Raw genomic sequence first — 18,950 nt, forward strand, 5'->3', positions numbered from 1 at the left:
TGTGCGCAACTTGTCGGCCGCGATCCTGCCGTCAGTCTCGCCGCTTGGGGCCTGTCGTTGATCAGCCCGGCGCGGCAGCACGTGAGAGCGTCGCCGCGAAGGGAAACTACAGCACGTATTTGGCGCCCGGCAGCTTGCGCAGCACGGTGGTGAGGGCCCAGCTCAGGGCCACGGTGGCGAAGAACGCGATCGCGGCCTTTGCGATCGCCGGCAGCTCCATGTCGAACAGCCAGTATTGCAGCCACAGCACGATCGGATAGTGCACCAGGAACATGCCGTAGGCGTCGCCCTGCATGCGGTCGAGCAGCGTCGGCCCCGGCGCTTTCGATTGCAAGAAGTAGGCCAGGATCGCGAACAGGATCGAGGCGCTGAACAGCACGTAGAAGCTGCCGTAGATCGCGAGATACCAGGCGGGCAGCGGATCGGGATTACCGATGATCCCCCGCTTGATGTAGATCATCACCCACATCATCGCGTAGGGGATCAGCGTGACGCCGGTCCAGAACCAGCGCCGCTCGGTCAGCCGTCCGTGCGCGCTGAGCACGCCGCTCTCGAAGTTCGCCGCCCCGACGCCCGCGCCGACGAAGAAATAGCAGGCATACAGCAGCACGCGGCTCGCCTGCACCGAAAACGGTCCGAACTCGAACCAGTAGTTCTGGCCATAGCTGACCAGCATCGGCAGGTAGGCGGCGGCGCTGACCACGACCAGGAACAGCCAGAACTTCGAGGGACGTTCAAATCCCTTGATCGACAGACGGTTGATCGGATCGAGCAGACGCGACGACACCCGGTACAGCAGGCTCGCGGTCAGGTCGAAGGTCATCAGGACATAGACGAACCAGATCGGGCCGCTCGGCCAGGGCCCGGCGGTTACGGTCTTCCACCAGAACTCGGAGAAGGTCAGATCCGGTGTCGCGCGCAGCGCGATCGCGTAATAGGCGATCGGAATCACGGTGACCGCGCAGACCACGAAGGGCAGGCCGAGCCGCAGCAGGCGGTCGCGCAGGAAGATCAGCCACGGCTTGTGGCCGAGCCCGGGCCAGACGAACAGCCCCGACAGGAAGAAGAACATCGCCATGAAGAAGCTGTCGGTGGCGAGCACCACGCAGTCGAAGCCGATCCACGACGTCGGGTCGGTGTGCCCGAAATAGGTGTAGGGAATCACGGCGTGGTGCAGCAGCACGACCAGCGTCAGGAAGGTGCGTGCACGGTCGAGGGCGACATTGCGCTTGTGGAGCTTCGGTGCTGCCTGGACGTCGACGGCCGGAGCCGCGTGAGCAATCGATTTCATGGTGCCCCCAGCCGGGTCTGCAGCCTGATGTTGCAATCGGGAACTCGATTCAGCAAGGCCCAATCGGCCCGTTTCCGTGGTGTCGAGGTCGGTCATCTCAATGCGTTTGTTTCGTTTTGGAACCGGGCTCGCAAGCCGGCGTTATCGGGCGGACGCGCAAACCGCGCGCGCGGTTGTTGGAGCAAGCAATGACACTGCTGAAATGGGCGTTGATCTTCCTGGTCGTCTCGATCATCGCGGGCTTGCTCGGCTTCACCGGCATCTCAGCCGCCTCAGCCGACATCGCGCGCTTCCTGTTCTACGTGTTCGTCGTGATCTTCCTGGTGCTGCTGATCCTCGGGCTCACGATCTTCAGGGCGTAGCGGCGATGCTGCTGCAACGAGTGCTGTCATTCCGGGGCGCGAAGCGAAACCCAATGCGCGATTGCGCATTGTGGAATCTCGAGATTCCGGGTCCGATGCTTGCGCATCGTCCCGGAATGACGATGTTGATTTACGCCACTTCCTCGATCTTCACCTTGTCCGGATAGAAGGCGAGGTGGCCGGCGATCTCGGTCATCGCCGGAAAGGGCTCCTCATAGGTCCAGATCGCATTGTCCAGCGTCTTGCCGTTGGCCTTGATGCTGAAATAGTTCGCATCCCCCTTGTAGGGGCAATGCGTGGTCCGCTCGGTGCGGGTCAAAAGCGCCATATTGGCGTCCTGCCGGGGGATATATTGCACGGCCGGATAGCTCGCTTCCTTCAGGGTCAGCGCATGGCTGGTCTCGGCGATCACGACGCCGTCGGCGGTGACGCGGACGCGCCTGGCATTGGGTGTGATCGTGATCGGATGGTCGGGGCCGGGGAGCTTCATGATTCTGCGCCTCTTCTGGTCATTTCGGCGTGATGGCTTGTGACCGATTGATGCAGGTTTAAATCGCTGGGAATGGGGATATAGTGTGCGACAGGATGACCTAGAAGACCTCAGGCGCTAGGTTTTTACCTGCATGGCTGCCGGGCCAGCGATGATTCGAACGACCCTGATGGAGGTGGACTGGGATGCCGATGGACGCCCGTGATATCGAATCGATGATCAAGGCAGCGATTCCCGATGCCGAGGTGACGATCCGTGATCTGGCCGGCGACGGCGACCACTACGCGGCCACTGTCATATCCGAGTCATTCCGCGGCAAGTCCCGCGTCCAGCAGCATCAGATCGTCTACCAGTCGCTGAAGGGCCAGATGGGCGGCGTGCTGCATGCGCTGGCGCTGCAGACCGGGGTGCCGGGCGGCTAGGCCCTCAAGGCCGGCGGGCGGGGGCCTCGAGCGATGGCAGACAATCCGCGTGGCGCGATGTTTCGCGTCATCGTGCCGAACCAGCACAGCCGCGTCACCAATGCCGAGCTGTTCTTCGACCTCGTCTTCGTCTTTGCCGTCACGCAGCTGTCGCACACGCTGCTGCATCACTTCACCGCGCTGGGCGCGGTGCAGGTCACGCTGCTGTTCCTCGCGGTGTGGTGGGTGTGGGTTTACACCACCTGGGTCACCAACTGGCTCGATCCCGAGCTGACGCCGGTCCGCTTGCTGCTGTTCGTGCTGATGCTGGGCGGGCTATTGCTGTCGACCTCGATCCCGACTGCCTTCGAGGGGCGCGGGCTGTGGTTTGCCGGGACCTATGCCGCGATGCAGGTCGGCCGCACCGCGTTCTGGCTGCTGGCGACGCCGCGGCGCCGCACGGCGGTGCGCCACAATGCGATCCGCATCCTGACCTGGCTGTCCGGCTCGGCGGTGCTGTGGGTTCTCGGCGGCTTCGCCGAGCACGAGACGCGGATGTGGCTGTGGATCGCGGCGCTGGCCATCGAATATGTCGCGCCCGCGCTGCGGTTCTGGACTCCCAGGCTCGGCTTCTCCTCGATGGAGGCGTGGTCGGTCGAGGGCGGCCATATGGCCGAGCGCTGCGCCGGCTTCATCATCATCGCGCTCGGCGAGGCGATCGTGGTCGACGGCGCGACCTTCGCCGAGCTGACCTGGACGCCGGAGAATGTCGCAGCCTTCCTCTCGGCGCTGGTCGGCAGTATCGCGATGTGGTGGATCTATTTCCACAAGGGTGCCGAGGCCGGCTCGGAGATGATCTCCAAGTCCGAGGAATCCGGCCGTGTGGCGCGGATCGCCTACACCTATCTGCACATGCCGATCGTCGGCGGCATCATCCTGACCGCGGTCGCCGACGAGCTGGTGCTGAAGCACCCTGGCGGCCATACCGACCTCAAGACGATCGTGAGCTCGGTTGGCGGCCCCGCGCTGTTCCTGGTCGGGACCATCCTGTTCAAATATGTCATCCGCAATTTCCTGCAGCTCTCGCATGGCGTCGGCATCGTCGCGCTGGCGATAACAGCCTACTTTGCGCATGACCTGTCGCCGTTGACGCTCTCGATCGTCACCACCGCGATCATGATCGTGGTCGCGGCATGGGAATCGATCTCGCTGCGGTCGACCGGGGGAGAGGAATAGCGGTGGCCGCTACCCGTGTCCGGCCGTGGCCACGCGGTGCTGCCAATAGACAAACAGCGGCGCCCCGATCACTTCGAGCACGGTGAAGCCCACGAATGGCAGCGGCGGGATGCCGACCATCGCTATCGACAGCAGCCGGCCGATGCCGCCGAGGAAGATGCCGCCCCACACCATGCGGAACAGCACGCTCTCGCTTTCGATGCGCGGCACCAGCCAGAGCAAAGCGAGGCCGAGACCGAGCCAGACCCCGCCGAAGAAGCGCAGATTGCTGTCGAGCACCGGCAGCGCCGGCACGCCCGAGGAGGCATAGAGCGGATCGCTGACGCCGAGCATGGTGATGATGCCGGTCAGGATCGGGACGAGGGCGAGCGCCGCCGTCGCAATCTGCAGCGCGCGCCGGCCCATGATTGTGTCCCGTCCGGGTTAGGCGTCAGTCCGCGACCAGCGCGTGCACCGAGAACATCGTGTCGGCGTCGGTCCAGCTGTTGCGCACCGTCCAGCCCGCGCTGCGGGCCAGCGCGGTGAAGCGCTCGAGCGAATATTTGTAGCTGTTCTCGGTGTGGATGCTCTCGCCTGGACGGAACGCGAAGGTGTTGCCGAGGATCCGCACGGTCTGTGCCTTGCGGCTGATCAAATGCATCTCGATGCGGTGGCGGTCGCGGTTGTAGATCGAACGATGGGTGAAGCCCGAGAGGTCGAAATTGCCGCCGAGCTCGCGGTTGATCCGCACCAGCACATTGAGATTGAAGCGCGCGGTGACGCCGGCCGCGTCGTTATAGGCGTCGTACAGCACGCGCTCGTCCTTCTCGAGGTCGACGCCGATGATCATCTGCGCGCCGTGGCCGAGGATCTGGCGCGCGCTGCGCAGGAAGGCCAGGGCCTCGCTCGGCTCGAAATTGCCGAGTGTCGAGCCTGGGAAGAAGCCGACCTTCGGCATCGCGGCGACGGCATCTGGCAGCGCGAACGGCGCGGTGAAATCGGCCGCGACCGGATAGATGCCGAGACCGGGGAAATCCCTGCGCAGGCCGTCGGCCTGGGCCTTCAGGAAATCTCCGGATATGTCGACCGGCACATAGGCTGCGAATTCGCAATGCTCGAGCAGCAGGCGCACCTTGGTGGTGGCGCCGGCGCCGAACTCGACCAGTGCCGCGCCGTCCGGGATGATCGCGGCGATCTCGTCGCCGCGGTCGCGCAGGATGCCGAGCTCGGTGCGGGTCGGGTAGTATTCCGGCAGCACGGTGATCTGCTCGAACAGCTCCGAGCCGGTGGCGTCATAGAAATATTTCGGCGACAGCCGTTTCGGGTGACGGGCGAGGTCGCCGATCACATCGTCGGCAAACGCCGAGGTCGCTTCGTCGAACGGATACGCTTTGGCCGAAGCGGCGGCATGCACATTCATGATACTCTCCTGAACGCGCTGACCGGCGCGCACTTGATGTCGACAGGACTAGATCAGGCGTAGTCGGCGAGGCGTAACCCCGTGAATTGCCAGCGATGGTGCGGGTAGAAGAAGTTGCGATAGGTGACGCGGCTGTGACCTGCCGGCGTTGCCAGCGACGAGCCGCGCAGCACCAGCTGGTTGACCATGAACTTGCCGTTGTATTCACCGAGCGCGCCTTCGATCGCGCGGTAGCCCGGGTAGGGCGAGTAAGAGCTGCGGGTCCACTGCCAGACGATGCCGTAGGCATCGTTGAGCAGTCCGGCGCGCGCTGCGACCTCCCATTCCATCTCGGTCGGCAGATGCTTGCCGGCCCAGCGGGCGAAGGCGTCGGCCTCGTAGTAGCTGACGTGGCAGACCGGGGCCTGCGGATCGATTGCTTGCAGGCCGCCCAGCGTCATGATCTTCCATTCGCCGTCGATCTCGCGCCAATGGCCGGGCGCCTGCCAGCCCTCGTTGCTGACGGTAGCGAAGCCATCCATCAGCCACAGCGTGGCGGTGGAGTAGCCGCCGTCCTTCATGAAGGCGAGCCAGTCGGCATTGCTGACGAGGTTTTTCGCAAGCTTGACCGGGCCGACCAGCGCGCGATGCGCGGGCTTCTCATTGTCGAAATGGAAGCTGTCGTCGGCATGGCCGACGGTGTGGATGCCTTCATTGAGCGTCACCCATTCGTCCGTGCCGCGGTGCGACGCCGGGAAGCGCCAGGCCGGATCGTAGGCCGGCGGGATCGGGTTCTGCGCGAACGCGTGCAGGATGTCGGTGTAGATCAACTCCTGATGCTGCTGCTCGTGATTGAGGCCGACCTCGACCAGCGGCACCAGCGCTTCGAGCTTTTCCAACGTAGCGGTCTGGAAGAATTTCACCACCTCCGCGTCGACATGGCGGCGGTAGGCGGTGACTTCGTCTGATGTCGGGCGCGTCAGATGGCCGCGCTGGTGGCGGGCATGTCGGGGGCCGGCGCTGACGTAATAGGAATTGAACAGATAGGCGTAGTCCGGGTGGAATGGCGTGTAGCCTTTGACGTGCTCGCCGAGCAGAAACTGCTCGAAGAACCAGGTCGTATGGGCGCGGTGCCACTTGGCGGGGCTCGCATCCGGCATCGACTGGATCAGCTGGTCTTCGGGGGACAGCGGCGCGACGCGGCGCTCGGTCTCATCGCGGACCGCGCGGTAGGCGTCGACCAGCCGCTCCGCGAGCGGCCCGGATTCGGAGGAAAGTGACGGGGAGGCCGCAGAAAGGGCGGTCGCGGCAGAGGCTGGTTTCGTCACGAGGGTCTCCGATTCGAGGGGAGAACGTTGCTTCGGCAATCTGGTTCCTGGCGGACAGTTCGTCCTAGATAGGGGCTCCGTTACGGGAAAAAAGCCTCCCCCGTCATGATATTGGGCCCGTCAGATAATCCCGGCGCCTTTTGGGGCCCCGTCCAGCCCCCGCCGAATGCCAGATTTCCGCCATTTTGCTTTGGATGCACAATGGTTTGAGCTACATATATAGCCAGTCACGGGTTAGAAGGGCGGGCCGGCCCGTCAAGGCCTGAGAGCGCCGCCCACGCAAGGAAGCGAAAATGAGCATCGAGCAATTCATCGACAACGAAGTGAAGTCGAACGACGTCGTGCTGTTCATGAAGGGCACGCCGCAATTCCCGCAGTGCGGGTTTTCCGGTCAGGTCGTGCAGATCCTCGACCACATCGGTGTCGGCTACAAAGGCCTCAACGTTCTCGAATCCACCGAGCTGCGCAACGGCATCAAGGTCTATTCGAACTGGCCGACGATTCCGCAGCTCTATGTGAAGGGCGAGTTCGTCGGCGGTTGCGATATCATCCGCGAGATGTTCCAGGCCGGTGAATTGCAGCAGCTGTTTGCCGACAAGGGCATCCCGGTCGACGTAGCTGCCTGACCTTGACCGCGCGCCGGATCGGCAAGGCGCGGCTCGACGTCATCGTTACCGACATCACGACGCTCCGCGTTGAGGCCATCGTCAACGCGGCCAATTCATCGCTGCTCGGCGGCGGCGGCGTCGACGGCGCGATCCATCGTGCCGCGGGCCCCGAGTTGCTCGCCGAGTGCCGCACGCTGCACGGCTGCAAGACGGGTGATGCCAAAATCACCAGGGGTTACCGGCTCCCGGCCGGACATGTGATCCATGCGGTCGGCCCCATCTGGCACGGCGGCACCCAGAACGAGGATGCGCTGCTCGCATCGTGCTATCGCCGCGGCATCGAGCTGTGCCACGCCAACCAGCTCGCTTCCATTGCATTTCCCGCCATCTCGACCGGCGTCTATCACTTCCCGCCGGACCGCGCCGCCGGCATTGCGGTCAAGTCAGTGGTCGATGCCCTGGCGGCCGCACCCGGCGTTACGCAGGTGATCTTCTGCTGCTTCTCGGCCCCGAGCGGCGAGCTCCATCAGGAGGTCCTGGACGGCTTTGGCAGCCCTTGTGCCTGATGATACCGCCGCTACACTTCTCCGTGATTTCCGGAGAGGGATAGTTCGAATGCATTCATTTCGTTTGATGTGCGCGGCCGCCGTCGCCGCGGCGGCGCTCGCGGCGCCGGTGGCGCGCGCCGAAGGCAGCTATGAGATCCCGGCGGGCGCGCATTTCAACCCCGACAAGCTCGCCAAGATCAGCGAGTTCTTCAAGAACGAGGTCGCGACCGGAAAGATTCCCGGCGCCATCGTCCTGATCCAGCAGCACGGCAAGCCGGTCTATCACGAGGCCTTCGGCGTGCAGGATGTGGTCAGCAAGGTGCCGATCACGGACAAGACCATCTTCCGCCTGGCTTCGATGTCCAAGTCGATCACCGCCGTGGCCTCGATGCAGCTGCTGGAGGAGGGCAAATACAAGCTCGACGATCCCGTCTCGAAATACATTCCCTCCTTTGCCGACATGAAGGTCGGGGTCGAGAAGAAGGCCGAGGACGGCACCAAGACGCTCGAGCTGGTGCCGTTGAAGCGGCCGATCACGATCCTCGATCTGATGACGCATACGTCCGGCATCACCTACGGCTTCTATGGCGACAGCCTGGTCCGCAAGGCCTACAAGGCAGCCGATATCTATGGCGGCGATTTCGATCTCGCTGAATTCGCCGAGCGGATCGCCAAGCTGCCTCTGCACAACCAGCCCGGTGCGCTCTGGCAATACGGCCATTCCACCGACATCCTGGCGCGCGTGATGGAGATTACCACCGGCGAGAAGCTCTCGACGATCGAGCAGGAAAGGCTGCTCGGCCCGCTCGGCATGAAGGACACCGGCTTCTTCGTCACCGATCCCGAGAAGCAGAAGCTGATGGCCGAGCCGATGCCGAACGACAGCGATTTCCGGGTCGGCCGGGTCAACGATCCGACCAAGGTCAAGAAATGGGAGTCCGCCAGCGGCGGCATGGTCTCGACCATGGCGGACTATTCGCGCTTCGCCCAGATGCTGCTCAACGGCGGCACGCTCGACGGCAAGACCATCATGAAGCCCGAGACGTTCAAGGAGCTGACCACCGACCGTGTCGGCCCGGGCTCCGGCGTCGAGCGCGACTATTTCTACTTCCCCGGCGACGGCTTCGGCTTCGGGCTCGGGATTGCGGTGCGCACCGATCCGGGCAATGCGAAGCCGCCGCCGCCCGGCGACCTCGGCGAGCTGAAATGGGACGGCGCCAGCGGCTGCTACTATGTCATCGACCGCAAGCAGGACTTCTTCTTCGTCCTCTTGGAGCAGACGCCGAGCGAGCGCCAGCGCATCCAGCGAACGTTGAAGCAGCTCGTTTATGAAGCCATGGAGAACTGATATGCGCGGGTGCTGCGCGATCGTCGCGGCGCTCGTGCTCGCGTGCGCAACGGTTGCGGAGGCCGGCTCCGCGGGTCCGGCCGCGCACAGCTTCTCGGCGGAAGGCCTCGCCAAGGTCTCCGACTATGTCAGGAACGAGATCGCGACCGGAAAGATTCCCGGCGCGATCCTGCTGCTGCAGCAGCACGGCAAGCCGGTCTACTACCAGAATTTCGGGGTTCGCGACGTCGCAACGGAATTGTCGATGAGCGCGGACACCATCTTCCGCCTCTACTCGATGTCGAAGCCGATCACGACTGTGATCGCGATGATGCTGGTGGAGGAAGGCAAGCTCGCCCTCAGCGATCCCGTGTCGAAATACATCCCGGCCTTCGCCGACATGAAGGTCGGCGTGGAGAAGCGCGGCGACGAGGGCAAGCCGATGATGGCGCTGGAGCCGCTCAAGCGGCCCGTCACCATCGAGGATCTGATGCGTCACACCGCGGGCCTGCCCTACGGCTATTATGGCGGCGGCGTCGTGAACAAGACCTACGCCGATGCCGGCCTGTTCAATAGCAATCCCGACAACGCCGAGTTCGTGGCGCGGCTCACCGCGCTGCCGCTTGCCGAGCAACCCGGCACGCAATGGGACTACGGCCATTCCACCGATGTGCTCGGCCGCATCATCGAGGTGATAACGGGAAAGTCCCTGTTTCAGGTCGAGAAGGAGCGGCTGCTCGGCCCGCTCGGCATGACCGAGACCGCGTTCTATGTCGCCGACCCCACGAAATGGCCGCTGATCGCCGAGCCGATGCCGGCGGATCGCATCATCAGTCCGGTCGCTGACGTCAGCGACCCGCGCCGGCCGCTGCGGCGGGAATCCGGCGGCGGCGGCATGGTCGGCACCATCGGAGACTACGCGCGCTTCTCGCAGATGCTGTTGAGCGGCGGCCTCTATGACGGGCGGCGCTACCTGAAGCCGGAGACCATCGCGCTGATGGCGCGGGACCATATCGGCCCGGAAACCGGCATCGTGCGCGACAAGAACTACTATCCCGGTCCGAACTCCGGGTTCGGCCTCGGCTTCGCGGTCCGCACCTCGGTGCCGGCGAATACGGACTGGCCTTTGGGCGAGTACCGCTGGGACGGTGTCGGCGGCACCTTCTTCTTCATCGACCCCGCCGACGATCTGTTCGGCATCTTCATGGTGCAGACGCCATCACAGCGCGGCCGGATCCAGCAGGAGCTGAAGACGCTGATCTACCAGGCGATGGGGCGGTAATTCGGATAGGACCATCCTCTCGTCATTGCGAGGAGCGATAGCGACGAAGCAATCCATCGCTCCGCGTGCACGGACAGGTGGATTGCTTCGCTTCGCTCGCAATGACGAGCTGATACTACGCCGCGCGCACGATATCCCTGACGTGACCGATCGCTTCCTCGATCATCGCCGCGGTGACGTCGAGATGCGTGCAGGCCCTGATCCGGCCGTCCATCATCGCCAGCGTCACGCCGCGCTTGCGCAGCTCGGCGACCATCTTGTCGCCCGACACGCCGGCGCCGTCCGGCTTGAAGAACACGAGGTTGGTCTCCGGTGCCTGCACCGCGATGCCGTTGATCTGCGACAGTCCGCGGGCCAGCGCCCGGGCATTGGCGTGATCGTCGGCGAGGCGCTCGACATGATGATCGAGCGCGTAGATGCAGGCAGCGGCGCAGACGCCGGACTGCCGCATCGAGCCGCCGAGCCGCTGTTTCCAGCGCCAGACGTCGTCGATGAACGCTTTGGTGCCGGCGATGACGCCGCCGATCGGCGCGCCGAGGCCCTTGGAGAAATCGATCCAGGCCGAATCCCAGCCCGCCGTCATGTCGCGCGGCGAGATGCCGGAGGCAACCGTGGCGTTGAGCAGCCGCGCGCCGTCCATGTGGGTCACCAGCCCATGGGCCTTGGCGATGCCCGCGATCTCGTCGAGCGCAGCCTTCTTCCAGATCGTGCCGCCGCCGATATTGGCGGTCTGCTCGACGCTGACGAGCACCTGCGGCGGCTGATAGCGGGTGCGCGGATGCAGCGCGGCGCGGAACGTCTCCGGCGTGAACTGGCCGTCATCGCCGTGTAGCTGCGTGATCTGGAAGCCGCCGAGCGCGGCATGCGCGCCGCCCTCGCGCGCGATGATATGCGCAGTCGCGTGCGCCAGGATCTCGTCGCCGGGGCGGCAAGTGGCCAGCGTCGCGGCGACGTTGCACATCGTGCCCGACGGCATGAAGACGGCGGCTTCCTTGCCGAGCAGATCGGCGACGCGGGCGCAGAGCTCGTTGGTGGTCGGATCGTCGCCGACCTGCTCGTCGCCGACCTCCGCTTTGGCCATCGCCTCGCGCATTGCCGGCGTCGGTTTGGTCTGGGTGTCCGACAGCAGGTTGATGCGGACGGTGGCCGCTTTCGGATCGGGCCGGGCGGGGGTGTAGTGCATGGCTTACCTCATCGCACCGCGACGCCGCCGCTGCGGGTGCGGCGCGGTTCACGCTAGGCTATAGGTTTTCGGGCGGCGTGGCGAAACCGCAAAATGATAATTTCGTTTGGCGTCACGCGGTAATCGATAGGTAAGGGTACGGTGTCGCTGCAAGTCGACGGACGCCGGAGCGACTTGTCGCGCGTCCCGCATAAGGCCGCTCCTGCAGCAGGCCGACGAGAGCGAGGACGCGATCGCGGACGTTCACTTCGCCCTGAGGCGATTGTTCCCCAACGTATGAAAGAGCGCGGTCGATCTGCGCCAGCGCGCGTCTCGTATAGCGAACGTTCACAGCCCGTGCTTGGTCCACATGGCACGGACTTCCTCGGCCGTCGCCAGTTCGCCCCGGGCAATTTCGGCATCGGCCTCGGCCAGATCGGTCTCTTCTTCAGCCGTCAGCTGGAGCGGCGGCTGGTCGACGCCGGCGAGTTGCAGCATGATTTGCGCAAGGTCGTCCTGCTCCGTATCCGGCAGGCTTGAAACGGTATCAAAGGCTTGTTCGAGCAACCGGGTCATCGACAGGATTCCCTCGTGGCGGGCACTGCGCCGCCCACCGAGTATATCATCATCCCTTAGCCAAACAAAAAGGCCCCGGCAAAACCGGGGCCTTTCTGAACTCGCATGCGTGATGTGATCAGCGCGAATAGAATTCGACGATCAGATGCGGCTCCATCTGCACCGGGAACGGCACGTCCGAGAGGCCGGGGGTGCGCGTGAACTTCGCGGTCATCTTGGAGTGATCGACCTCGATGAAGTCGGGCACGTCACGCTCGGGCAGCTGGCTGGCTTCCAGCACCGGGGTGAGCTGCTTGGAGGATTCCTTGACCTCGATGGTGTCGCCGATCTTCAGCTTGTAGCTGCCGATGTTGACCTTGCGGCCGTTCACCTTGATGTGGCCGTGGTTGATGAACTGGCGCGCGGCGAACATCGTGGAGACGAACTTGGCGCGATAGACCACGGTGTCGAGACGACGCTCCAACAGGCCGATCAGATTTTCGCCGGTGTCGCCCTTCAGGCGGCTCGCCTCGACATAGATGCCGTGGAACTGGCGCTCGGAAATGTTGGCGTAGTAGCCCTTGAGCTTCTGCTTGGCGCGGAGCTGCACGCCGAAGTCGGAGAGCTTGCCCTTGCGGCGCTGGCCGTGCTGGCCGGGGCCGTATTCGCGGCGGTTCACGGGGCTCTTCGGGCGGCCCCAGATATTCTGGCCCATGCGGCGATCGATCTTGTACTTCGCCTCACTGCGCTTTGTCATCGCGTCCTCTTGGTATAGCCGTCGCCATCCAGCGCCCGGCGTTTTGTCAGTCCAGGGTTTGAGGAGACGCGCCCTCCTGTGTACCGGCCCAAAGGCCCGTACCGACAGGTCCGCCTCGAAAGCTCGGGGAGAACCACGGGTCGCGAAACGCTTCGCGGGCCGAAACCGGCCCGCGAGCAAGGGTGGTCTTAAGGAGAAAGTCCGGTCCTGTCAAACAAAACGCGGGGCATTTCGGGTCGAATCGGCGCCAAAATCGGCCTGTTTTGCCGCCTTACAGGCGGTTTCCGGCCGTCCGGACCGGCCTGGCATCGGCCTGCGGCCCGATCGCGGCCAATTCCGCGGCGATTTCGCCGCCCAGCACCTGCTCGAGCCGGGTCATGGTCTGGGCGATCAGGGCGGCATCACAGACCAGATGGTCCCAGCGCAGCACCACGTCGACCGTGTGATCCGGCTTGATCACGCCATAGCTCAGCAGGAAGGGGCCCGGGCTCAGCGCGTGCAGTTCGCCGGGACCATAGGCTGCGACCGAGGTCACGCCAAAGCTGCCGCAGAAATTGGCGCGCTGCCGGCCGAAATTCATTCCGATCGCCCAGGCCAGGCGGCGCAGCGGAAGCGGCAGGCGCGTCACACAGAGCGTCTTGCGGAACGAGGGGATTTCGTGCAGCGGTGCGGTCTTGGCGCGCCGGATCAGCGCGTCGACATCGGTGAGCGCCATCGCGTCGGCGCCGCGCACGCGCTCGAACAGCACGCATTCCTCACCCTTCTCAACCCGCGCAATCGCCACCATGCCGACGCTGCACGGCAGCTCGTACAGGCAAGGCCACGGCCATTTGACATGCAGCGTGCGGAGCATCGGCTCGGTCTTGGCAACCAGCGCGAAGGCCTTGACGAAGATGGCGGCCCAGCCGGGTGCCTGCGCCATGCGTGCGCGCGCCTCGACGACGGCACGGACGTTCAGTGTGCGGGTGAGGGAGACGAACGGCACGCCGGCCGACGCGTGCATGAGGTCGGCGACGAGGCGGCGCGGCAATGAGATCTGACGAAATTTACCGCGCATCCGTTCGGTTCATATCCCTGCAAACAGGCAGAAAATCAAAGGCCCGGCGAACTGAAATTGTTGCTCGCCGCACCTGAAACTAACATGAACCAAACTGATCGGAGGTCCATTTGGTTCGGCTCAAGGCGCTGGTTTTGCCAGGGGCTCTCCGGCCTTGACCACGTAGACCCCAAGCACCTTGAGCGACTTGTCGCCGGACGTCTTGGCGTCGTGCACCGCACCTTCCGGGATTTGGTAGGAATCGCCAGCCTTTAGCTTCAAAGGCGGCTTGCCGTCGATCAGAAGCTCGAGCTCGCCTTCGAGCACATAGCCGGTTTCGACGCCGGGATGGCTGTGGCGCCCCGACGCACCCCCGGTCGGAACCTCGGCAATCGCCGTGACCGTGTTGTAGCCCGCCGGAAAATCGACCTTCTGCAGCGGGGTTCGCTTGATGCCGCTTTGTTGCGCCACAGCAGCGCCGGCACCGGCAAAGGCAATCACGGTGAGACCAAGCAGCAATTTCCTGAACATGCATTTCCTCCCCAACCGGCGGAAGTCTAGCAGCGCGGAATCGCGGCGAAAAGCACATGATGTGTGATGTGGGCTTCCGACATTGGGATTAGTCCGTTCATCAAATCGCGCAGGCATTGTGGAATTATGCGCGGCAGCGCTTACACGGAGCTTACAAGCTGTTTAGGCAATTGCAGCGCGGGCCGTTTGGTCTGTCGCGGGCGCGATGCCGAACGTTCACGAACCTGACCGGAACCTGTTCGCAATTGAACGGCGGAGCGCGCCGGCGACGATCGGCGCCTACCGCCTGATCCCCGCGAAGGCGGCTGTGATGCCGCGCTGGAACAGCGACCAGTCGAAGCCGAGCGCAAGCGCGAGGTAGCCGCGGTCGATCATCGCATTGGCCTGGTCTGCGGTGCGCGCGACGCCGCCGATCGGCACGCCGCTCTTCATGATGCCTTGCTCGGCGCGCTGCATCAAGGCGACCACCTCGGGATCGTCGGGCAGGCCGCGCTTGTTGATCGAAGTGGCGAGATCGCCGGGACCGATCACCGCGAGGTCGATGCCGGGCGTTGCCATGATCTCGTCGATGCGGTTCACGGCATCGACATGCTCGATCGTGATCATGCAGATCATGTCGTCGTCGGCGGTCGCCATATAGTCGTTCATCGAGACACCCCAGCGGAACGGCGCATGAAACGGGCCCCAGAGCCGGTCGCCGTTCGGCGGGTAGCGCACGCTGCGCACGGCCTTCTCGGCATCACCGCGGTCGAGGATCATCGGGAAGTTGATGCCGAGCGCGCCGAGATCCATCGGCGCCTTCGCGAGGTGCGGCTCATTGGCTGATATCCGCGCCATCGGCACGCAGGGCGTGCCCGACGTGGCGACGATCATCGCATGCGCGGTGCCGAGGTCGATCGGGCCGTGCTCGAGATCGACGATAATCCAGTCCAGCGACTGCGCCATGATCTGCACGGTCTGGATGCTCGGAATGGTCGCGATCGCGCCGAAGGTCGGGCGCTTGTCGCGCCACTGTTTTCGCAATCGATTGAGCGGCGTCAGCGGGGCTGTGGTCACGTGCGGTCTCCTTCGAAGGAGAGCAGAGGCTAGCAGCGCGTTGTGACCGCGAAAAGCATCAGGCTGGGACGCGGCCCCCGAAGAACGGCGTCAGCGCCGCAGTCAGCGCGTGCGGACGTTTCGAGGTGAAGATCATCTCGGCGCCGGCTTCATCGCTCTCCGTGCCGGCCGGCCCGAGCAGATCGGCGACGCGACGGGCGATCGCCGGCGCCGGATCGATCCAGTCGACCGGCCACGGCGCGAGCCGCGACAGCCGTTCCAGCAGCAGCGGATAATGCGTGCAGGCCAGCACGACGGTGTCGGTGCGCGCGGGATCATTCGGGCCGTCGCCGACGAAGCAGGGTGCGAGCTCGGCCGCGATATCCTCGTCGCGCACGCTCGTGCCGCTGAGGGCTGCTTCCGCCAGCGAGGCGAGCTCGCCGGAGCCGACCAGCGTCACCTCGCAGCCCTGAGCGAAATCCGAGATCAGCTTGCGGGTATATTCCCGCTTCACGGTGCCCCTGGTGCCGAGCACCGAGACGCGCCGTGTCTTCGAGGAGGCGCAGGCCGGCTTGATCGCCGGCACGGTGCCGACGAAGGGCAGGCGGTAAGCGTCGCGCAAATGCGACATCACCAGGGTGGATGCCGTGTTGCAGGCGATCACGACGAGGTCGGGCGCGTGGGCTGCGATCAGCTCGCCGACCAGCGGCACCACGCGGGCGATGATCTCGTCCTCGCCGTGGTGGCCATAGGGGAAGAAGGCATCGTCGGCGACATAGACATAATGCGCGTCAGGCCGGGCGCGGACAACCTCGCGCAGCACGGTGAGGCCGCCGAGGCCGGAATCGAACACGAGGATGGTCGGGGGAGTGGACACGCGGAAAGTCTATCCGAAGCAGGGTTACCATTCAGTTGTTTTTGCCTGCCCGGGCTTTGCGGCCGACAAAAGGCGGTGAGGCCGGGAATTTCATATGGCCTTGGCCAATACCTGCAAGTATCACGGCAAACTATTGCTGCGACATGCGAAATCCAAACAGGGCCAAATCCACCATGATCCGCAATACCGCCGCGAGTTGGGGCTCGCTCGCCCGCGCCTTCCACTGGGTGCTGGGCATCACCATCATCGGCATGCTGGGCTATGGCTGGTGGATGAACCACATCCCGGCGCGGGCGGACAAGTTCTTCTACCGGTCGATCCACGCCGATATCGGCTATCTGGTGCTGCTGCTGACGGTGCTGCGGCTCATCTGGCGCGGCGTCAATCCGACGCCGGCGCTGCCGGCCGAGATGCCCTCCTGGCAGCGGATCGCCGCCCGCGTCAGCCACGGCGCGCTTTATGCCGTCACCATCCTGGTAGCGATGCTGGGCTGGGCCCATTCCGGCTCCCGCGCCCAGGACTATTCGAGCTTCTTCGGCCTGTTCCACGTGCCCCAGATCACCTCGCCCGACAAGGCGGCGGCGGATGCCTATGAGGGGCGTCACATCTTCTTCGCCTATGTCTTGCTGGCGCTGATCGTGCTGCACCTCGCCGCGGTCGCCTACCATCACTTCGTGAGGCGCGACCGCGTCGCGGGGCGGATGGTGGGGGCGAACCCCGCCGACCGCGCGGCTTAGCCCGCCGGCATCTGCTTCTCGACCAGCCGCACCCAGTAGGACGCGCCATGGCCGAGGATGTTGTCGTTGAACTTGTAGGCGGGGTGGTGGCACATCGGGCCGTCGCCCATGCCGAGGAACACGAACGCGCCGGGGCGCGCCTCCAGCATGAACGCAAAATCCTCGGCACCCATGACAGGCACCAGATTGTCGTTGACGCGGTCGGCGCCGACCACATCGCGGGCGATCTCGGCTGCGATGCCGGCCTCGCGGGCATGGTTCAGCGTCACCGGATACATCCGCCCGTAGTCTGTCTCGGCCGATCCGCCATAGGCCTTGGCGATGCTGGAGGCGACCTCGCCGATCCGGCGCTCGACCATATCGCGCACACCGGGATCCAGCGTGCGCACGGTGCCGCCCAGCGTCACGGTCTCCGGGATCACGTTGAACGCGCTGCCGGCCTCGAACATGGTGATCGAGATCACCGCCGATTTCAGCGGATCGAGATTGCGCGACACGATCGATTGCAGCGCATTGATGATCTGGGCGCCGATCAGCACGCTGTCGATCGCCTCGTGCGGCGCAGCGCCGGCGTGGCCGCCCTTGCCGTGCACGGTGATCTTCAGCGTGTCCGATGAGGCCAGCATCGGGCCCGGCGTGGTCGCGAAATAGCCCTCGGGCAGGCCGGGCATGTTGTGCAGGCCGTACACCTCCTGGATGCCCCAGCGCGTCATCAGCCCGTCGTCGACCATCGCCTTGCCGCCGGCGCCGCCTTCCTCGGCGGGCTGGAAGATCACGACCGCGGTGCCGTCGAAATTGCGCGTCTCGGTGAGATATTTCGCAGCGCCCAGCAGCATCGCGGTGTGGCCATCATGGCCGCAGGCGTGCATCTTGCCGGGGACCTTCGAGGCGTAGGCGACACCCGAGGCTTCCACGATCGGCAGCGCGTCCATGTCGGCGCGCAGCCCGATGGTCTTGCCTGACGTCGACTTGCGCCCCCGGATCACGCCGACCACGCCGGTGCGCCCAATTCCGGTCACCACCTCGTCGCAGCCGAACTCGCGCAGCCTGTCGGCGACGATGCCGGCGGTGCGGTGCACCTCATAGAGCAGTTCGGGATTCTCGTGGAAGTCATGGCGCCAGGCGGCCATTTCATCCGAGAGAGCGGCAACGCGATTGACGATGGGCATGGGGAGCGTCCGTTTCTTGTGATTGCGCAGGGCGGGTCAGCGTAGCGTAACCCGCGAACTTGTCGCGGGGCAATGGCGGGGTCGCTATCGGAGGTCCGTAGCCCGGATGGAGCGCAGCGCAATCCGGGATCGTTCCTCATGCGCGGTCCCCGGATTGCACTGCGCTTCATCCGGGCTACAGGACCGGCCTACAAATTCGCCAGCCCGCATTCGACCGCGAGGCGGACCAGTTGGGCGTCGGTCCGTAGGCCGGTCTTGGCCTTGATCAGATAATGGTAGTTCTGCACGGTCTTGGTGCTGAGGTTGAGATTGGCGGCGATCTGCTCCTTGGTGTGGCCTGCCGCGAACTGCCGGAGGATCTCGATCTCGCGCTCGCCGAGCTGGTCGAGCGCCGATTCGGTCGGCACCAGGCTCTCGAGCGCGAGCACCCGCGCGACGTCGTCGCTCATCGCGTGCTCGCCGCGCGCCACCGAGCGGATCGCTGCGATCAATTCGGCCGGCTCGCTGCCCTTGGTGACGAAGCCGCTGGCTCCGGCGCCGAACGCCGCCTTCACCTGGGCCGCCTCGCTGTGCATGCTGAAGACGAGGATGCGGGCATCGGCGTCGCGCGCGCGGATGTTGCGGATCGCCTCCAGCCCGCTCGCGCCCGGCATCGAGATGTCCATCACGACCACGTCAGGCTGGTGCGATTTGAAGGCGCGATAGGCATTGGCGGCGTTGTCGGCCTCGGCGACGACGCGGAAATCGTCCTGATGTTCGAGCACGCGGCGATAGCCCTGGCGGACGACGGGATGATCGTCCACCAGCAGGATCGAGATGCTTCGAGCCGTCACGGTCGTC

Annotated in this window: 22 protein-coding genes; 8 read left to right on the top strand and 14 right to left on the bottom strand. The window is 64.8% G+C overall.

Going from position 1 to position 18,950, the window contains the following annotated elements; all coding sequences use genetic code 11:
* Positions 1-106: 106 nt before the first annotated feature.
* Positions 107-1,291: an acyltransferase family protein gene (locus ACVINW_RS25925; protein ID WP_456753927.1), complete on the bottom strand. Its 1,185-nt coding sequence runs from the start codon at positions 1,289-1,291 to the stop codon at positions 107-109.
* Positions 1,292-1,479: 188 nt separating this feature from the next.
* Here ACVINW_RS25925 and ACVINW_RS25930 point away from each other — a divergent pair, with 188 nt between their 5' ends.
* Positions 1,480-1,653 (top strand): DUF1328 domain-containing protein, encoded by a 174-nt coding sequence (locus tag ACVINW_RS25930; RefSeq protein ID WP_029083837.1) that lies wholly within the window; start codon positions 1,480-1,482, stop codon positions 1,651-1,653.
* 130 nt (positions 1,654-1,783) lie between these two features.
* On the opposite strand, the gene ACVINW_RS25935 is transcribed toward ACVINW_RS25930, so the two are convergent.
* Entirely contained in the window at positions 1,784-2,143 is a 360-nt protein-coding gene (locus tag ACVINW_RS25935; protein WP_456753928.1) for a DUF427 domain-containing protein, read from the bottom strand.
* Positions 2,144-2,328: 185 nt separating this feature from the next.
* On the opposite strand from ACVINW_RS25935, the gene ACVINW_RS25940 reads away from it, so the two are divergent.
* A complete protein-coding gene (locus ACVINW_RS25940; protein ID WP_212015434.1) occupies positions 2,329-2,565 on the top strand; it encodes a BolA family protein in 237 nt (78 codons plus the stop codon).
* Positions 2,566-2,598: 33 nt separating this feature from the next.
* The gene (locus ACVINW_RS25945; protein WP_456753929.1) at positions 2,599-3,780 is read left to right on the top strand and encodes a low temperature requirement protein A; all 1,182 of its coding nucleotides are present in this window, start codon (positions 2,599-2,601) and stop codon (positions 3,778-3,780) included.
* A 9-nt stretch (positions 3,781-3,789) separates the two neighbouring features.
* Here ACVINW_RS25945 and ACVINW_RS25950 read toward each other — a convergent pair whose 3' ends face one another.
* Genes ACVINW_RS25950 through egtB form a run of 3 tightly spaced genes read right to left on the bottom strand, consistent with a single transcriptional unit; the run spans position 3,790 to position 6,486 of the window.
* On the bottom strand, positions 3,790-4,185 hold the full coding sequence (locus tag ACVINW_RS25950; RefSeq protein WP_456753930.1) for a DUF4345 domain-containing protein: 396 nt from the start codon (positions 4,183-4,185) through the stop codon (positions 3,790-3,792).
* 25 nt (positions 4,186-4,210) lie between these two features.
* A complete protein-coding gene (egtD, locus tag ACVINW_RS25955; protein ID WP_456753931.1) occupies positions 4,211-5,179 on the bottom strand; it encodes an L-histidine N(alpha)-methyltransferase in 969 nt (322 codons plus the stop codon).
* A gap of 53 nt (positions 5,180-5,232) precedes the next feature.
* On the bottom strand, positions 5,233-6,486 hold the full coding sequence (gene egtB, locus ACVINW_RS25960) for an ergothioneine biosynthesis protein EgtB (RefSeq protein WP_456753932.1): 1,254 nt from the start codon (positions 6,484-6,486) through the stop codon (positions 5,233-5,235).
* A 293-nt stretch (positions 6,487-6,779) separates the two neighbouring features.
* On the opposite strand from egtB, the gene grxD reads away from it, so the two are divergent.
* The 4 genes from grxD to ACVINW_RS25980 are packed head-to-tail and all read left to right on the top strand — an operon-like array spanning position 6,780 to position 10,251.
* Positions 6,780-7,112: a Grx4 family monothiol glutaredoxin gene (gene grxD / locus ACVINW_RS25965; RefSeq protein ID WP_456753933.1), complete on the top strand. Its 333-nt coding sequence runs from the start codon at positions 6,780-6,782 to the stop codon at positions 7,110-7,112.
* Positions 7,109-7,660: an O-acetyl-ADP-ribose deacetylase gene (locus tag ACVINW_RS25970; RefSeq protein WP_456756501.1), complete on the top strand. Its 552-nt coding sequence runs from the start codon at positions 7,109-7,111 to the stop codon at positions 7,658-7,660. Before grxD ends, ACVINW_RS25970 begins: the two co-directional genes overlap by 4 nt.
* A 49-nt stretch (positions 7,661-7,709) precedes the next feature.
* Positions 7,710-8,990, top strand: a complete 1,281-nt coding sequence (locus ACVINW_RS25975; protein ID WP_456753934.1) for a serine hydrolase domain-containing protein — start codon at positions 7,710-7,712, stop codon at positions 8,988-8,990.
* Position 8,991: 1 nt separating this feature from the next.
* A complete protein-coding gene (locus ACVINW_RS25980) occupies positions 8,992-10,251 on the top strand; it encodes a serine hydrolase domain-containing protein (RefSeq protein ID WP_456753935.1) in 1,260 nt (419 codons plus the stop codon).
* 115 nt (positions 10,252-10,366) lie between these two features.
* On the opposite strand, the gene ACVINW_RS25985 is transcribed toward ACVINW_RS25980, so the two are convergent.
* The 7 genes from ACVINW_RS25985 to murI form a co-directional block, all read right to left on the bottom strand.
* Complete coding sequence (locus ACVINW_RS25985; RefSeq protein WP_456753936.1) at positions 10,367-11,434, bottom strand: threonine aldolase family protein; 1,068 nt, start codon at positions 11,432-11,434, stop codon at positions 10,367-10,369.
* A 327-nt stretch (positions 11,435-11,761) separates the two neighbouring features.
* Entirely contained in the window at positions 11,762-11,989 is a 228-nt protein-coding gene (locus tag ACVINW_RS25990; protein WP_456753937.1) for a hypothetical protein, read from the bottom strand.
* 118 nt (positions 11,990-12,107) lie between these two features.
* Entirely contained in the window at positions 12,108-12,725 is a 618-nt protein-coding gene (gene rpsD, locus ACVINW_RS25995) for a 30S ribosomal protein S4 (protein WP_456753938.1), read from the bottom strand.
* Positions 12,726-12,996: 271 nt separating this feature from the next.
* Positions 12,997-13,782 (bottom strand): acyltransferase, encoded by a 786-nt coding sequence (locus ACVINW_RS26000; protein ID WP_456753939.1) that lies wholly within the window; start codon positions 13,780-13,782, stop codon positions 12,997-12,999.
* Between the two features lie 120 nt (positions 13,783-13,902).
* Complete coding sequence (locus ACVINW_RS26005; protein WP_456753940.1) at positions 13,903-14,292, bottom strand: cupin domain-containing protein; 390 nt, start codon at positions 14,290-14,292, stop codon at positions 13,903-13,905.
* 279 nt (positions 14,293-14,571) lie between these two features.
* Positions 14,572-15,348, bottom strand: a complete 777-nt coding sequence (locus ACVINW_RS26010) for an HpcH/HpaI aldolase family protein (RefSeq protein WP_456753941.1) — start codon at positions 15,346-15,348, stop codon at positions 14,572-14,574.
* 58 nt (positions 15,349-15,406) lie between these two features.
* A complete protein-coding gene (murI, locus tag ACVINW_RS26015) occupies positions 15,407-16,204 on the bottom strand; it encodes a glutamate racemase (protein WP_456753942.1) in 798 nt (265 codons plus the stop codon).
* A 173-nt stretch (positions 16,205-16,377) separates the two neighbouring features.
* Between murI and ACVINW_RS26020 the strand changes: the two genes are divergently transcribed.
* Positions 16,378-16,941 carry a cytochrome b gene (locus ACVINW_RS26020; protein WP_456753943.1) on the top strand — a complete coding sequence of 188 codons (564 nt, stop codon included), beginning with the start codon at positions 16,378-16,380 and terminating at the stop codon, positions 16,939-16,941.
* Here ACVINW_RS26020 and ACVINW_RS26025 read toward each other — a convergent pair.
* Both ACVINW_RS26025 and ACVINW_RS26030 read right to left on the bottom strand, forming a co-directional pair.
* Positions 16,938-18,110, bottom strand: a complete 1,173-nt coding sequence (locus ACVINW_RS26025) for a M20 aminoacylase family protein (protein WP_456753944.1) — start codon at positions 18,108-18,110, stop codon at positions 16,938-16,940. The two genes, ACVINW_RS26020 and ACVINW_RS26025, sit on opposite strands and share 4 nt — an antisense overlap.
* A gap of 188 nt (positions 18,111-18,298) precedes the next feature.
* Complete coding sequence (locus ACVINW_RS26030; protein WP_456753945.1) at positions 18,299-18,943, bottom strand: response regulator; 645 nt, start codon at positions 18,941-18,943, stop codon at positions 18,299-18,301.
* Between the last annotated feature and the right edge of the window lie 7 nt (positions 18,944-18,950).

The organism is Bradyrhizobium sp. USDA 4461, assembly GCF_054055655.1.

Bases quoted from the DNA above. Each gene is read 5' to 3' on its own strand.
- ACVINW_RS25925 (WP_456753927.1), bottom strand. From the start codon at position 1,291: ATGAAATCGATTGCTCACGCGGCTCCGGCCGTCGACGTCCAGGCAGCA.
- ACVINW_RS25930 (WP_029083837.1), top strand. From the start codon at position 1,480: ATGACACTGCTGAAATGGGCGTTGATCTTCCTGGTCGTCTCGATCATC.
- ACVINW_RS25935 (WP_456753928.1), bottom strand. From the start codon at position 2,143: ATGAAGCTCCCCGGCCCCGACCATCCGATCACGATCACACCCAATGCC.
- ACVINW_RS25940 (WP_212015434.1), top strand. From the start codon at position 2,329: ATGCCGATGGACGCCCGTGATATCGAATCGATGATCAAGGCAGCGATT.
- ACVINW_RS25945 (WP_456753929.1), top strand. From the start codon at position 2,599: ATGGCAGACAATCCGCGTGGCGCGATGTTTCGCGTCATCGTGCCGAAC.
- ACVINW_RS25950 (WP_456753930.1), bottom strand. From the start codon at position 4,185: ATGGGCCGGCGCGCGCTGCAGATTGCGACGGCGGCGCTCGCCCTCGTC.
- egtD (WP_456753931.1), bottom strand. From the start codon at position 5,179: ATGAATGTGCATGCCGCCGCTTCGGCCAAAGCGTATCCGTTCGACGAA.
- grxD (WP_456753933.1), top strand. From the start codon at position 6,780: ATGAGCATCGAGCAATTCATCGACAACGAAGTGAAGTCGAACGACGTC.
- ACVINW_RS25975 (WP_456753934.1), top strand. From the start codon at position 7,710: ATGCATTCATTTCGTTTGATGTGCGCGGCCGCCGTCGCCGCGGCGGCG.
- ACVINW_RS25980 (WP_456753935.1), top strand. From the start codon at position 8,992: ATGCGCGGGTGCTGCGCGATCGTCGCGGCGCTCGTGCTCGCGTGCGCA.
- ACVINW_RS25985 (WP_456753936.1), bottom strand. From the start codon at position 11,434: ATGCACTACACCCCCGCCCGGCCCGATCCGAAAGCGGCCACCGTCCGC.
- ACVINW_RS25990 (WP_456753937.1), bottom strand. From the start codon at position 11,989: ATGACCCGGTTGCTCGAACAAGCCTTTGATACCGTTTCAAGCCTGCCG.
- rpsD (WP_456753938.1), bottom strand. From the start codon at position 12,725: ATGACAAAGCGCAGTGAGGCGAAGTACAAGATCGATCGCCGCATGGGC.
- ACVINW_RS26000 (WP_456753939.1), bottom strand. From the start codon at position 13,782: ATGCGCGGTAAATTTCGTCAGATCTCATTGCCGCGCCGCCTCGTCGCC.
- ACVINW_RS26005 (WP_456753940.1), bottom strand. From the start codon at position 14,292: ATGTTCAGGAAATTGCTGCTTGGTCTCACCGTGATTGCCTTTGCCGGT.
- ACVINW_RS26020 (WP_456753943.1), top strand. From the start codon at position 16,378: ATGATCCGCAATACCGCCGCGAGTTGGGGCTCGCTCGCCCGCGCCTTC.
- ACVINW_RS26025 (WP_456753944.1), bottom strand. From the start codon at position 18,110: ATGCCCATCGTCAATCGCGTTGCCGCTCTCTCGGATGAAATGGCCGCC.